Origin of the sequence: Streptomyces sp. NPDC001890, assembly GCF_042891445.1 — a bacterium.
Lineage (GTDB): Bacteria > Actinomycetota > Actinomycetes > Streptomycetales > Streptomycetaceae > Streptomyces.
On sequence record NZ_JBIATE010000058.1, the window covers coordinates 1 to 13,536 of the forward strand.

Genomic DNA, 13,536 nt, shown 5'->3' on the forward strand with positions numbered 1-13,536 from the left:
ACACCGCGCCAAGCGCCACGACGTCGGCAAGACCGTCAAACGCGCCGAGACCATCAAGGAACACGAAGCCCGCCGAGGATAAACGCCAAGCTGAGTGCACGTACGAGAAGGCGGACCCACAGCCCCCGGCGGAGAACCTGGCCTGGGACGGCAAGACGCCCAAGGACGGCGCCATCTACCGCGTCTGGTGCGAGGGCGGCAGAGTCGGCGTCACGTTCGTCCCGAACGGCGCCGCCGGCCCGGCCGCGCCCACGATCGATCCCGAGCTGGTGGCGCGCCGCGCGGTCGACTCCATGAAGCTGGTCGGCCCGAAGGTGGCCAGCCCCCGCGCGGCCGGGCGGTACGTGGTCGGGATGCCGATGTGGATGTGGGTGACCCGCTCGACGTCGTCGTACGGACCGGCGACCGCGAAGGCGACGGCGGGCGGCGTCACCGTCACCGCCACGGCGAAGGTGGCCGCGATCCGGTGGGACATGGGCGACGGCACCACGATCACCTGCCATGGCCCCGGCACCCCGTACAGCGCCGACCGCGGCAAGTCCACGTCCCCGGACTGCGGCCACCGCTACGAACGAAGCGCCGCAGACCAGCCGGACGGCCGCTACAAGGGCACCGCCACCGCGACCTGGACCGTCACGTGGACGGCCCCCGCCCTCAACGACGGCGGCGAGTTCACCGAGATCCGACAGACCGCGTTCACCGCCGCGGTGGGCGAGGTCCAAGTCCTCAACTAAGGCCTGTTGCGAAAGTCCGTACAGATGTGTACCTGTGCGCAGTGGCCGATTTCGACGAGAGGCGGGGCTCGGGTTTCGGAGGGCGCCCTGGCAGAGCCGGCCATCGCGCCGTTAGTGCGGTGGAGTAGTTTCTCTCCGCTAGGCCTGGCAGGCGGGCCGCTGAGCTGGGAGGACTCGTTGTCGTGAGCATCCACATGCACATGCGCGCCGTTGCGGAATCCGAGATCCGGGACGACCACACCTGGCTTGCAGCGTTCATGGGGGAGGCTTGGGAGAACCACCCCGACGAGTACGCAGCGGGCATCGCCGAGTCGATCGACAAGGTCTGGGGCTCTGTCAATGACCTTTATGCCGCTGCCGATGTTCTCAATGCGGATGCCGACCGCTCTTGGGAGCTGCCGATCTACGGCGGGCGGCCGGTGGCGCACAGCGCTGATGCCGACCCCTCCAACCCGCCCCTGGGGATTCTGGAGCCGCCTGGGGTGTCACAAGCCGCAGGCTTCCTCGCACGTGTCTCGTTCGCAGAGCTGTGGAACGTCGCCGGTGCCAAGCTCGTCTGGGCCGGCTGGGACGAGGTGCAGGTCAGGCAGGAGTTCCTCGACCATCACAGGCGCCTGCAACGGTTCTATGGGCGGGCGGCTGCAGCAGGCCACGCCGTGGTCAGGGCGGTTTGGGCTTGAGACGTGGTCGGCGTGCCGGTCACAGCCATTCGTTGATGGCTGCGACCAGCACTGTCGCCTCGTAGCGCACGGCTAACTTGTCGTATCTCGTTGCCACTGCGCGGTGCCGTTTCAGTCGGTTGATCCCGCACTCCACCACGTGGCGCTGCTTGTAGTCCTCCTTGTCGAAGGCCGGTGGCCGGCCGCCTTGGGAGCCGAGTTTCTTGAGGTTGCGTACCTGGTCGGCTTTCTCCGGGATGGTGCATCCGATCCTGCGTCTGCGCAGGTAGGAGCGGTTCGCGCGCGAGCCGTAGGCTTTGTCGGGGTGCACGGTGCTGGCCTCCCCTTCTCTCGCCTATTGCGAGCTGTTGCCCCCAAGGTGCTGCTTCAGAACCGCTGATCTGTGACGCTCTGTAAGCGAGAGCAGGCGAACTCGGAACAGATGACCGGGGGCGTGAGCGTGGCGTACATGGGGGCAATGGCGATCCGGCGCACTCTGGGGTGAAGTGGCTCGTCTGACGGCACCGTGAGTGCGACAGCACACCTCCTCACTCTTCGCATTCGAGTGAGTGCGGAGGGTGTCGAATCTCCCATGCCCGCCCTGAGTTGGGGATGGCTAGGAACGGCGGAGGAGAGATCGATGGCAAACATCACGAGGATCGATGTGCAGCTGCACACCGAGCCCTGCCGGTGTCTCAGGCTGGGTGTACCTCAGCATCGGCGGACGGGAGTTCAGTATTGACTCCGACCGGAACGACTTCGAGCCGGGCGACAACTACACGTACATCTTCGGGGAGGGTGCCAACGTCCGGGAGGCCGGCCGCAACGACCCGCGTTTCCCGCGCCTGGACACCGACGACCTGGAACGCTACCCGGTCTACGTGCGCTACGAGCAGCCCGCCAGCAACGCCGAAGAGATCTGGTGCCTGGAGCGGGTGATCGCCACGGTGAACCCGGGCGGCGAGTTCACCGCCCGGTTCGACAACCCCCGGCTGGTCGGCAGCTCGGCTGAGGGGAAGATCTGGCTCGGCCAGCGTTACGGCAAGGCCGTGAACCTGCGCCGGGTCTGACCTGGCTGGCGCGGCACGTGCCCTGACTGGACGGCACGTGCCGCGTTGACCTCCGCCACCGACCACCCATCGGCCCACAGCAGCACCGGCTGTCCCAGGCGCGTACCGTGGCGCCCACTCCGCCAGCGTCGGCAAACCCGCCAGCACCGGATCAGCCACGTACCACGACACGTCAACCGTTCTGTAGGGCGTTCTGAGCGCCTGTCAGCCGCCCCAGGTCTTGCGTGGTGATCGGTGTCATTTTGTCGGTGGGTGTTCGTCATCGTTTTGTCAGTGGGTTGGTGGGGTGTCCGGGCTGGTGGTGCGGGGTGCCGGGTTCTGACAGTGGATGCCGATGAGTGACTGTCGTTTTTGCGGTCGGCGGGGCCGCGCGCGGGCCGGGCTGGTGCCCGGCCGTTTCTGGGGCGGGGGCCGGAGCGTTGGAGGCCTCGGTGCGGGAGGCTGCGAACCAGCCGTCGTGGTTGTTACCACCTTTACCAAGGCGACTGCGCCGGCCAGCTATCTGCAGAGGGGAACGGAAGCCGTCACACGGCTGAGGCGTGACGGCTTCACGGACCCGCTCGGCCTCCCGGTGCCCAGTGCAGCACGCCTTCTGCCGGCGGGCGGCGTGGTTTTCGACGGCGCCCCGGCGGTGGACGTGGCCCAGGGCGACCCACATCGCGCAGACGGGGCACCGCACGACGTGCCCGGACTCCTCACCGTTGATGAAGGCGACGGCGGTGCCACCGGTCGCGATGGGCGGCACCCTCGACGTCAGCGGCGAACCGCTTCTCGGCCTCGCGAAGGTGCGGATTCAGTTTCGCGAGACTCGCGGGACTGGCTGCGTGAGGGACCTTCTTATGGCAGCTGGTCCAGGAACCAGGTGGAGAGCTCCTCGGTGACCAGGGTGTGCGTGTCGCTCTGCGAGGCGAGCTTGACGGCGTGGAAGGGCGTCTCCTCCAGGTCCTCCTCGCTGATCGGGTTGTAGAGGTCGTCGTGGGTGGCCGGCTCCCGCAGGGAGATGGCGCTGACGGCCGGGACGAAGCAGTGCTCGCGGATCGGGTTGACGACACCGAAGCCCAGCACGGGCGGGAGCTCGTTCAACGTGTCGGCGAGGATACCGAAACCGTGGAGGGTGCCGCCGGGCGCGCCGTCGATGTCGGGCAGTGCGCTGGTGCGGATCTCGCGGGTGGGGAGGGTGACCGTCCTGAGCTTGGCCACCAGCTGGTCGTCGCCCTGGGACTGGGTGTACAGGGTGGTGCCGGTGACGGCCAGCCCCTTGCCGATGACGGCTTCGGCGCCGGGATGCACGCCGTTGCCGGCACCGCTGGCGGGACCGTTGGCGAGGGCGACCAGCCGGGTCGCCCTGCCCCGGGGCCAGTTGCCGACTTCCTCCAGCGCGCGCAGGAACGCCAGGCGCTGCTCACTGGTGGCGGGCTGGTCCTTCCAGTCCGCGATGTGCTGCCAGAGCAGCTCCTGGGCGGCCGGGCTGTTGATCTGGTCCGAGAAGCGAGGGTCGAGCTTCTTGGTGTAGTGCGCGAACGCCTGGAGGGCGATGGGGATCCAGGCGCCGGTGTGCGGGCTGTCCCAGGAGTAGTAGAGCTGCGCCTCGTGCTCGATGCCTGCCGTCTCCATCTTGGCGAGGGCATACCGGGTGACCAGGCCGCCCATGCTGAAGCCGCCGACGGCCAGCGGATAGTCGCCAACACGCCGGTCGACCGCCTCGGTGACGGCCGCCATCACCGCCTCGGCGTTCTCCAGGATCGACGCGCTGCGCTCGTGATAGCCGACGAGAACGACGTCGCGGCCCCGGCGGCGGAGCTCGCTCAGGAGCGGAAACGGGCCGTACTCCAGCTGCTCCCAGGTGAAGCTGAGGTCGCTGGGGCCGGTGCTGAAGCCGTCCGCCATCAGGACCGGGCGGGTGAGCCCCCTGTTGCCCTCGCCGTGGTAGACCCAGGCGGTGCCGTGGGGGAGGTCCCAGACGTCGCTGGGCGGGGGCGGGATGCGGTCGGTCGTGCGCGGGCCGGGCGCCAGGACGATTGGGAGACCGGACTGGAAGGCCTCTGCGGCCTGCTCCTCGGTGGTACTCAATGCATTTCCTTCCTGAGAGCGCGGGGCAAAGCCCCTCCTTACGGACTGCAGGCCGGGCCCGGGGCTATGTATGCGGTGTCGCGTCCGGTCCCGGCAGGACAATGACAGCACACTCTCCGCATATGAATGAACACAGAAAGTCACGGTCTCTTGGTGTGCGAGGGCGTGCCCGCCGACCGAACGGGAGCGAAGCGTCTCCTGCGCGAACGCGTGATCCTTCGCTCAGGAACGGGTGGAAGGCAGTCGGGCGCCGATCGTTCGGCCGGCTGATCTCGTTCCGAACCGCGTGCCGTAATCGTTCGGATCACCCGATCGTGGGAGCCAGGGTTGTCGGGTGTCGGCGTACGGGCCAACGTGGCTCTGGCAAGATTTTCGTAGCCGGAGATCATCTCGGTGCGAGGGTCGGCCGGTCCGTGTAGCGGGCAGCCTTTGACTGTGCTCTGTTGAACTGGCAATTCTTTTACCACAGTTGGCCAATGTGCTGGTGGTCTCGGCCGATGTCTCTGATGCTGTCGTGGTGGTCCGCGCCCGCACGAGATCTGGTGTTCCTGCGGCATGTACGGGATGCGGCCAGCTCAGCGCGTGGTGTCACAGCCGCTATGTACGGCGCCTCGCCGACGTCACTGTTGGAGTCCGGCCTCTGCGCATCGACTTGTCCGTACGGCGCCTGTACTGCGAGAACGCAGCCTGTCCGAAGGTGACCTTCGCTGAGCAAGTGCCGGGGCTGACCGTGCGCTACCAGCGGCGCACCCCACAGTTGCAGCGCCTAGTGGAGGCCGTCGGTGTGGTGCTGGCCGGCCGGGGCGGTGCCCGGATGTTGCGGATCCTGAACGTCACGCTCTCGCGATGCACCGTTCTGTCCCAGCTGATGCGGGTGCCGCTTCCGCCACTGGAGACACCCCGGGTGCTGGGGGTGGATGACTTCGCGCTCTACGGCGGCACCTACGGCACCCTCCTGGTCGACGCCACCACCCGGCTCCCGCTCACACTCTGGGAAGGGCGCGACGCGGAACAGCTCGGCCAGTGGCTCCGCGAGCACCCAGGTGTCGAGGTCGCCTGCCGAGACGGTTCCCTCACCTACCAGCAGGGCATTACCGCTGGCGCACCCGACGCCGTGCAGGTCAGCGACCGCTTCCACCTCTGGCAGGGCCTCTCCCGCCGCGTCCAGGACATTGCCTCCGCCCACCGCGGCTGCCTGCCCGCCGCACTGCCCCCGGCCAGTGCGGCCGATCCTGAACCGATCGAGGGGACTGCCGAGAACACCGCGACGAACACCCGGGCCGGGCGGCATGCCCGCAGGCTGTTCGAGCCGTCACCGCGTCGTCCTGATCGCCCACCTCCGCCGCCGCTACGCGGACCGGCCGACCATGTCACCGGGATGATCTCCGGCTACGAAAATCTTGCCAGAGCCACGTTCACTTTTACGCCGACGCCAGGTGGCTCGAACAGCATGCTCCCGGCGTTTTCGCCGGTCTTGGCGGCCCGGGAAGGCCGGAAGCCATCGTCGAGTGCGGCCGGATCGATGTCCGCCAGTAGTCGCCATGCGGTGGGAGCGGATGCGACCGAGCCGAACACCTCGGCCTGATCACGCAGCAGGGCCAGGTCAGCGATCGCCTCTCCGCTGTCGGTCAGCATCACCGCCAAGTCCACTGCGATCCGGCCGGGGGTGTGACCGGTGCCGCGCGGTCGCAGTTGGCACAGCGCGTCGGTGAAGGCCGTGGTCAGGCCGGTGGCATCGGCGAGATCGGCCAGCAGACGGGACCCGGCATGGCTGACCACCCCCGTCGGCTGATACGACAAGCTTGGGACGCGACCCGGTAGTGTGCACGCAGAAAATGCCTTCCTGCTGTGGTGACAGAAGCCCTAGACAAGCCTCATCATCCCAGCTCAGAAGGCACTTTTGAGGTTGATCCCCGGGAGTGGACACCGGGTTTCACGCGACGAGTGACAGCGTACGTGACGTGATCAGTTGCTGTTCAAACTCGGCTGGCGTGAGGTAGCCGAGCGCGGAATGTCGACGGCGCCGGTTGTAGTACGACATCCAGCGGAACAGCTCCAGCCGAGTCTGTGCCTTCGAGGTCCAACGCCTCCCGTGGAGCAATTCGCGCTTGAGGCCCTGGAAGAACGACTCGGCGAGGGCATTGTCGTAGCTCGAGCCGACCCGGCCCATGCTGCGCCGGATGCCGTGCCGGTCGCAGACCTCGGCGAAGGCGGCCGCGCTGTATTGGGCGCCCCTGTCGGTGTGGAATACGACGCCGCGGACCGGGCCTCCGCGGGCGGCCACGGCCATCTCGATCGCGTCGGTGACCAGCGAGGTGCGCATGTGGTCGGCGATTGACCAGCCCACCACCCGCCTCGAACAGATGTCGATCACCGTCGCCAGATACAGCCACGTCCCGCCGACGGCTATGTAAGTGATGTCGCCGCACCACGTGGTGTTCAACGTGTCTGCGGTGAAGTCGCGCATCACCAGGTCCGGCACGGGCGGCGCGATCCTGTCCGCGATCGTCGTCCGCTTCTTCCTCCGCAGGTGACGGCCGACGATGTGGTTGATCCGCATCAGCCGGGTGACACGCTTGCGGTTGATCCTCCGTCCCCTCGCACGCAGCTCAGCGTGGACGCGCGGAGCCCCATACGCCCCGTGGTGTTCGGCATGGATGGCGCGGATCTCGCTCACGGTCCGCTTCTCCTCGGCCCGGCGCTCGGCGCGGGCCTGCTCGGTGGCCAGGTGCCGGTAGTAGCCGGCGCGGGACACCCCGAGCGCCCGGCAGATCCGCTGCACGCCGAAGTCGGCGCAGTTCTCGGAGATGAAGTCCCAGCGGCGGGGGCTCACTTCACCTCCCGGGCGAAATAGGCCGCTGCCCGGCGCAGGATCTCGCGCTCCAGCTGCCACTCCTGCTCGGCCTTCAGCAGCCGGGCGTTCTCCGCCCGCAGCCGGGCCAGCTCTTCCGCCGCGCTCGCGCCGCCATCGCTGCCCTCGGGCACGGCCTGAGCATCGTCCTTGCGCACCCACGTCCGCAGCGACTCCGCGGTGATACCGAGATCAGCAGCCACCGACGCATACGTCCGCTTCCCGACCGCGGCGCGATAGAGCGCGACAGCATCTCTCCTGAACTCCTCCGGATACGGAGACCTACGTCCCACCTGGACATCCCTCCCTGGACCATCAAGATCCATTGTCAGGGTGTCCACTCCAAAGGATCAGCCTCAGCGTGGACGTCGACCCATACCTCGTCCACGCCGCGCGGGACCGCCTGGCCGCGACGGGGCACCGGCCGCACCTGGAGGTCTGCGACGTGACGGGCGAACTGCCCGGCGTCTACGACCGCATCGTCTCCACCGTTTCGGTACCGGCGATCCCCGTCTCCTGGCTCAAGGCGCTCACCCCCGGCGGGCGGATGGTGACCACCCTGTCCAAAACCGGGCTGCTCATCGTCGCGGACAAGACCGCCGACGGCGGCGCCACCGGCAGGGTCGCCCCGGAGCCCGCCGGCTTCATGAGCACCCGCCACGGCGACGACTACCCCCCCGCTCCCGACAACACCGATCGGTGGGCCACCGCGCGCAAGGCGGACGGCGAGAGCGTCACCACCGGCCGTTACCCGGTGATGCGAGTGTGCAGCACCTGGGACGTGCGCTCCACCCTCGAACTCACCGTTCCCGGCATCGAGCACCGCATGGATGTGGCCAAGGACGGCACCCGTACCGCCTGCATGCTGCACCCGGACGGCTCCTGGGCCCGGGCCACGGCACCGGGGGCCCGGGAACTGCCCACCGTCCACCAGAGCGGCCCCCGCCGACTGTGGGACGAACTGGACCGCATCCGCACCTGGCTCGTCATCGACGGCGACCTGCCCATCTCCGGGGCAGCGGTACGCATCGACCCGGACGGCACCTGCCACTTCACCCGCAGCGGCTGGTCAGCAACTATCAGCGCACGGTGAACCGCCGCGCGAGACCATGCCTCCGCGCACCCTTCCCGCACGCCCTCGCCGTCCGGCCGTGCCCGCCGCCCGCGCGCCCGGTCCGTCCCGGGAACCGACCGGCCGCCAACTGCCCGACTACCCTGGCTGCTGCGCCGCCGGGCCGGTAGCGCCGCTCTGCTGCCCGGCGGCAGCCCGCGGGGCCCGGTGCGGGGCCAGATTGCCCAGTGCCGGGAGCCGGCAGATCCACGTGTCGCAGACGGGTTGGGCCCGTGCCGCGATCGCCGCGAGTTCTGCGCGCCGGTCGGTCTCGGCGTCGGCGAGCCGGCGCCGGAACTCGGCTTCGAGAGCGGTGTGCGGCCAGTTGGCGTCCATGGTGGTCCGGGTCAGCTGCGGGTCCACCGCGTAGACCGGTGACCGGCCGGGGTGCAGGGGGAGGTGTTCGTTGATCCAGGTCCCCTTCACCCGGGTCCGGCGCCGGGTGAACGTCACGTCCTTGACGGCATCCGGACCGTAGACGGGTCCGGAGGGCCGACCGTGTTCGTCGAGGACTGGGGAAGAGCTGATGTTCCAACCGTGCACTATTCGGCTCTTGGCGCATGGCAGGAGGCGTGTGTGGACAGGGCAATCGACTTCGTCAAGAGCAACCCCGAAGTGTTCGCCGGCGGGGGAGGGGCGGCCGGGGCGACTTCGTGGGGCGGGGCGGTGAAGGAGAGCACGCGGACGCCGAGGAGCGCGCCGAGGCAGGCCGAATTACGGAAGGACCGTGGGACCCCCTGGTCCCTTGGAGCAGCCCTGCCCGGCGCAGGTGGAGCGCGTCGGATGGGCTTGTTGGTCGTTGATCGGGGAGACGAACCAGGAGAGGAGGCCGGACGTTCACCGGCCTCCCGAGCGAAACGGACCGGCTTGTGCCCGCGACCACGTTGTACTCGAATCTCACCGCCGAAGATCTCACCCTTGGCGACGTCGACGCACTTGTCGGCTACCTCACCCCCCGCCTTGAGAAGGCCAAGGAGGACGCCCCGCGCGGGAGCGACGTGTCGCGCGCACTGAGCACCCTGCGGCGCCTGCTGGAAGCTCAGGCTGAAGACACCCGATCCGTGTTCGCCGTTGCCCCGGTCACCGAGAATCTCCTCGATGCCCGGAAGCGGCAGTGGAACAACCTGACCAGACTGGCCCTCGCATGGCACACGAAGGACGACTTCAGTGACCGCTGGAACCTCATCCACTACCGTGACGCGGCCGCGGTCGCTGAGGCAGCAGCATGGCGGCTGAGCCGTTTGTGAAGACATGCGCCCCGAGCGCGTCTCCATCCAGTCGTTGCCGGCGAGCGGCGGGCCTTGGGCGAGCCGCACGAAGCCGACTATGCCGCCAACGGAATTGTCCGGATGGCTTCCAGACACCTCGTCAGTGATCGGAGACCACGCGGAGGCTTCCAGCCCTTGCTGAATGGGCCCGAGCGGTCGGGGTTTAGGGTGTTGGGCAGGGGTGCCCGAACACGAAGCGGACGACACCACGCCCCCACCCGCCACCGCTGTGCCTGCATGCCCTCGCCGCCCGAAACCGAGCCGGTGAAACGGCGATTCGAGCACACGAGGGCCGCCCTGACGGCCTGGGCGAACAAGGGCCGGGGCAGGTGGTGACACAGGTTCCGGTTCGCCCTCGCCCGCGACGTGGGCGCCTACTCGCTGTGGCTCCGTCTCGGCAAGGGAAGCATCAAGGAGTTCGACGTCGCGGGTGTTCTCGACCTCCGCGACGTCGTACGCGCCATGCAGGAAGCCGCGCGAACCCCTCCTCACCGAGGACGAGATGAACGAACCTCCTCAGCGACGAGGACCGCGATACCGGCGGGGAGGACGACGAGTACGAGTGGGTGCGCTGAACGTGCCGGGCGCCCGAGCGTGGGCTTCTTCCCGCCCGGGCCCCAGTGCGTTAGTCAGCTGACGGGGATGTCGATGTGCGCTTCGTGCAGGTGCCCGGCGATGGCGCGGTCGCCTTCGACGACGTGGACTGGGCGAAGCCGTTGCAAATTTCTTCGGTGCCGGTCAACAACAGGCGGTCCCGCGACCGGGCGTGCCGCGTGGCGCATCACCGGTGGCTGCGCCACCAGCGGGAAGCCGCCGCGACGGGATGGCGTTCCTGTGGGGCTCCACTCCCGATCGACTACCTCATGCACAGCCCCACCTCCTGCACCACTGAGTTCTGGGTAGGAAGCGCAGAAGCAGCCAGTCAGGCCTGGGGCGGGAACAGCTCGATCAGGCGGGCGCGCTGCCGTTCGCCGAGACCCTGGATCCTCCGCGTTTCCGAGATGCCGAGGTCCACAAGATGGCGGCGAGCCTTCACCGGGCCGACGCCAGGGAGAGACTGCAGGAGCTGAAGGGCGCGTGTCTGCCGGGCGGTGTCGTCGCCGCGGTCCAGGACGTCGAGAAGCGAAATATGTCCAGCCTTCAACGCCGCGAGCATCTCGCTGCGCTCCTTGCGGACCCGGCCGGCCTTCGCGAGTGCTTCGGCTCGCTGCTCGGGGGTCAGGGTGGGGAGAGGGGTCGGCATGGCGCTCCTTCGTCGGTGGAGCGTCCCATCATGACCGACAGAGCCGCTCCCCGTACGGATGGTGTGATCCCTGCTCCGGTCGCTGTGGACTGGGACGCTGAGGGGGCGGGCGTGGTCAGTCGCCTGCGAGCTGCCGGAGGAAGCGCTTCTCCTTGCGCTTGCGCAGGATTTGGTACCAGCGGGCGTTGTAGGAGAGCTCTTCTCGGCAGGTGTCCAGGAACGTCTTCTGGGCGGCAACCACTGCCTCGGCCTGGAGCTGGAAGCGGTCTGCTTTCCTCTCGTTCAGGTCCAGGTCGCTGGCGGCCGTGACGAGTTTCTCCGCGGCGTCGATGACCTGGACGCTGCCGCACAGGCGAACACCGTTGAGCGCACTGATCAGGTCGCTGCCGATCTCCCACATCGTGGGCATCTGCGCAGTGAGCAGCTTGTACGAGGCCCGTCCGGCTTCGCGGCGCAGGTTGGCGAACTGATAGCTGTAGGCGAAGGAGCGGGTCGAGGCGTCTAGCATCCGGCGGTACGCGTCTGCCCGGTCCTCCCTGCTGCCGAGCCGGGGGATACCCGTAGGCCGGTAACGGCCTATCAGGGCACCGAACGGACCACCAGCAGCCTTGATGGCTGCGGAGGCGACACCAGAAGCGATCAGGTCCATGCTCGGTTCTATCACCTACGCCGCACCGAACACCGGTGGACTGCTTCGGCCAATACTGGCGAGGCCCGGGAATTCCGGGCGCAGGCGCACCGCCAGTTCCCCATGCCGGGCGGCCGGGAGGTTGCGGGGCGAGGGCCCGGTCGCACAGCCGGCCTGCGATGTGCGTGTGGGGCACCGACACATCCATCAGGTTATCCGCGGGCCGAGATGGTGGTGCGGTGCGGCCCGCATGTCTGCGACACGCCGAGCTGTGGGTGGTCGGAGCTCGTTCTCAGGTCTGCCGCACTCTCACGTGTTGGTAACAAGGAGCAATAGTCAATACCTGTGGATCACGGCTGTCCGTTGAGGCCGAGCTTCCTCTTGCCGTAAGGGGAGAAGATCGACGCCCAACCGGTCCAGCCAGCGTGGACCTGGGCAATCTGGGAGGGCAGGGGCATCACGGGGAGCAGGTTTCTGCCCTTGGCCCAGTTGGTGAGCAGGCCCTCGGTAGTGTCCACGACGGACACGACCATGGTGACTTTCGCGTTGCCGTCGACCCAGGTGTCCCACAGTGCCCACCCTTCGGGTCGTGCTTCCACCCCCAGTCGAGCACAGGCGTGGGAGTAGGTCTCGTCGGTGCCGATGGGCATAGCGTCGGGGCGGATGATGGCTACGGCCGCGAGGGGGACCTGCGGACGCTTTGCCTCGTCCTCCAGGCACCCGTCCAGGGGGAAGTGGTAGTGCAGCAGCGCCCGTCCCAGTGCGTTGACACTGCGTTGGAGCGGGCCCTCGCCTTCGGTTCCGTCGGCGTACCACTGCTCACCGGCGGCTGCGGAGGTGACTGCCTTGGCGAGCCTTTCGACCTCCCGCAGATAGTCGAGTTCAGAGAGCTCTGGCCTGGTCATGGGGGCAGTGTCGCATCGCGTCGCCGGATCTGTGCACCCGTTTTTTCGCGCGGTCAGGCGCGTTTACTCCGCGTGGTGAGGGTGGTTCTGGCGGTGTTGCGGACCCGTCTGGTGCGGCCGGTCTCGGCCAGGACGGCGAGGGCGTCGGAGGTGTCGAGACTCTCGACGATCTTGCGTTGCAGCCAGTCCGATGAGTCGGTCAGCGCACCGGGAAGCCACGGCTGCGCCAAGGCGACCGCCCTGAACAGCGACCACTCGTGGAGCCGCTGGACCAGGAAGGGGTGCGGTTCGAGAACCTTGACCATGGCCTGTGCCCAGGTGGCGTATTCCGGGCTTTTGAGCAGGTCGGTAGCCCGCCTGTCGAGGTGGCGGACGACCGCGGACTGGGCCATCACCGGGTCCGGGTCCGTGAGAATCTCGGTCATCAGGCTGCGTTCTTCCTGGTCCGCACCTGCGCGAGTGCTTGCAGGTATGCGGCGAACCGGAGGTGCTCCGGTGGCTCGTCCCGGTCTGGGACCTGGTTGCTCATGCCGCCTGGTCCTGACGCTCGACCAGGAGTCCGCGTTCGAAGCGGGCTCCGGCGCGGACCAGTGGGACCAAGTGGGCGCCGTTAACGGCCCGCCAGCGGGCTTGAGCGGACTCGACGAGTTTGAAGACCATGGCGAGTCCGGCGGCGCGGGAGCCGGCGCCCTTGGTGACCTTGGTCCGCAGTCGGACGGTGGCGAACGTCGACTCGATCGGATTCGTCGTGCGCAGATGGATCCAGTGCTCGGCGGGATAGTCGTAGAACGCCAGCAGCTCATCCTGGTCGTCGGTGACCTTGGCGACGGCCTTGGGGAACTTCGCCTGGTAGAGCTTGGCGAACAGCCCGATGGCCTGCTCGGCGTGTTCCCGGTCCTCGGCGACCAGTCCAGAGCGCCGCGGGAACCGAGTTCGTCGAGGACCAGGCGGTGGAGCCTGGCCCATACCCTGGCCTTCGTCCACTCGGCGAACCGTC

At 68.2% G+C, this 13,536-nt stretch carries 14 protein-coding genes and 2 pseudogenes; 6 read left to right on the plus strand and 10 right to left on the minus strand.

Features of this window, described 5'->3' with window-relative positions; translation table 11 throughout:
- The coding region (locus ACFYY1_RS42130; protein WP_388595321.1) for an ATP/GTP-binding protein at positions 1 to 734 on the plus strand (734 nt) is incomplete at its 5' end.
- 182 nt (positions 735 to 916) lie between these two features.
- Positions 917 to 1,414: a DUF1877 family protein gene (locus ACFYY1_RS42135; RefSeq protein ID WP_388595322.1), complete on the plus strand. Its 498-nt coding sequence runs from the start codon at positions 917 to 919 to the stop codon at positions 1,412 to 1,414.
- A gap of 19 nt (positions 1,415 to 1,433) precedes the next feature.
- Here the strand turns inward: ACFYY1_RS42135 and ACFYY1_RS42140 are convergent.
- Positions 1,434 to 1,715 (minus strand): annotated as a pseudogene (locus tag ACFYY1_RS42140) (IS5/IS1182 family transposase); the annotation flags it as partial.
- Between the two features lie 382 nt (positions 1,716 to 2,097).
- On the opposite strand from ACFYY1_RS42140, the gene ACFYY1_RS42145 reads away from it, so the two are divergent.
- Positions 2,098 to 2,463 (plus strand): hypothetical protein, encoded by a 366-nt coding sequence (locus ACFYY1_RS42145; RefSeq protein WP_388595324.1) that lies wholly within the window; start codon positions 2,098 to 2,100, stop codon positions 2,461 to 2,463.
- An 837-nt stretch (positions 2,464 to 3,300) separates the two neighbouring features.
- On the opposite strand, the gene ACFYY1_RS42150 is transcribed toward ACFYY1_RS42145, so the two are convergent.
- Entirely contained in the window at positions 3,301 to 4,533 is a 1,233-nt protein-coding gene (locus ACFYY1_RS42150) for an esterase/lipase family protein (RefSeq protein ID WP_388595325.1), read from the minus strand.
- A gap of 517 nt (positions 4,534 to 5,050) precedes the next feature.
- Between ACFYY1_RS42150 and ACFYY1_RS42155 the strand changes: the two genes are divergently transcribed.
- Positions 5,051 to 6,118: an ISL3 family transposase gene (locus ACFYY1_RS42155; RefSeq protein WP_388595339.1), complete on the plus strand. Its 1,068-nt coding sequence runs from the start codon at positions 5,051 to 5,053 to the stop codon at positions 6,116 to 6,118.
- Here the strand turns inward: ACFYY1_RS42155 and ACFYY1_RS42160 are convergent.
- Positions 6,013 to 6,391: pseudogene (locus ACFYY1_RS42160) on the minus strand (IS1380 family transposase); the annotation flags it as partial. The gene ACFYY1_RS42155 and the pseudogene ACFYY1_RS42160 sit on opposite strands and share 106 nt — an antisense overlap.
- A gap of 75 nt (positions 6,392 to 6,466) precedes the next feature.
- A protein-coding gene (locus ACFYY1_RS42165) for an IS3 family transposase (RefSeq protein WP_388595341.1) occupies positions 6,467 to 7,677 on the minus strand; the annotation gives its coding sequence in 2 pieces (ribosomal slippage) (positions 6,467 to 7,431 and positions 7,431 to 7,677; 1,212 coding nt in all).
- Positions 7,678 to 7,745: 68 nt separating this feature from the next.
- Between ACFYY1_RS42165 and ACFYY1_RS42170 the strand changes: the two genes are divergently transcribed.
- A complete protein-coding gene (locus ACFYY1_RS42170; RefSeq protein WP_388595326.1) occupies positions 7,746 to 8,477 on the plus strand; it encodes a hypothetical protein in 732 nt (243 codons plus the stop codon).
- A 117-nt stretch (positions 8,478 to 8,594) separates the two neighbouring features.
- Here ACFYY1_RS42170 and ACFYY1_RS42175 read toward each other — a convergent pair whose 3' ends face one another.
- A complete protein-coding gene (locus ACFYY1_RS42175) occupies positions 8,595 to 8,948 on the minus strand; it encodes a hypothetical protein (RefSeq protein WP_388595328.1) in 354 nt (117 codons plus the stop codon).
- Positions 8,949 to 9,364: 416 nt separating this feature from the next.
- On the opposite strand from ACFYY1_RS42175, the gene ACFYY1_RS42180 reads away from it, so the two are divergent.
- Positions 9,365 to 9,742, plus strand: coding sequence for a hypothetical protein (locus ACFYY1_RS42180; RefSeq protein ID WP_388595330.1), 378 nt, complete (start codon positions 9,365 to 9,367; stop codon positions 9,740 to 9,742).
- 943 nt (positions 9,743 to 10,685) lie between these two features.
- Here the strand turns inward: ACFYY1_RS42180 and mihF are convergent.
- The 5 genes from mihF to ACFYY1_RS42205 form a co-directional block, all read right to left on the minus strand.
- Entirely contained in the window at positions 10,686 to 11,006 is a 321-nt protein-coding gene (gene mihF / locus ACFYY1_RS42185) for an integration host factor, actinobacterial type (RefSeq protein WP_388595332.1), read from the minus strand.
- Between the two features lie 115 nt (positions 11,007 to 11,121).
- A complete protein-coding gene (locus ACFYY1_RS42190; protein ID WP_388595333.1) occupies positions 11,122 to 11,655 on the minus strand; it encodes a hypothetical protein in 534 nt (177 codons plus the stop codon).
- Positions 11,656 to 11,984: 329 nt separating this feature from the next.
- Positions 11,985 to 12,539 (minus strand): hypothetical protein, encoded by a 555-nt coding sequence (locus ACFYY1_RS42195; protein WP_388595335.1) that lies wholly within the window; start codon positions 12,537 to 12,539, stop codon positions 11,985 to 11,987.
- Positions 12,540 to 12,592: 53 nt separating this feature from the next.
- Positions 12,593 to 12,964: a hypothetical protein gene (locus tag ACFYY1_RS42200; protein ID WP_388595337.1), complete on the minus strand. Its 372-nt coding sequence runs from the start codon at positions 12,962 to 12,964 to the stop codon at positions 12,593 to 12,595.
- 100 nt (positions 12,965 to 13,064) lie between these two features.
- Positions 13,065 to 13,536: transposase (locus ACFYY1_RS42205; protein ID WP_388595338.1), on the minus strand; the 472-nt coding region annotated here is incomplete at its 5' end.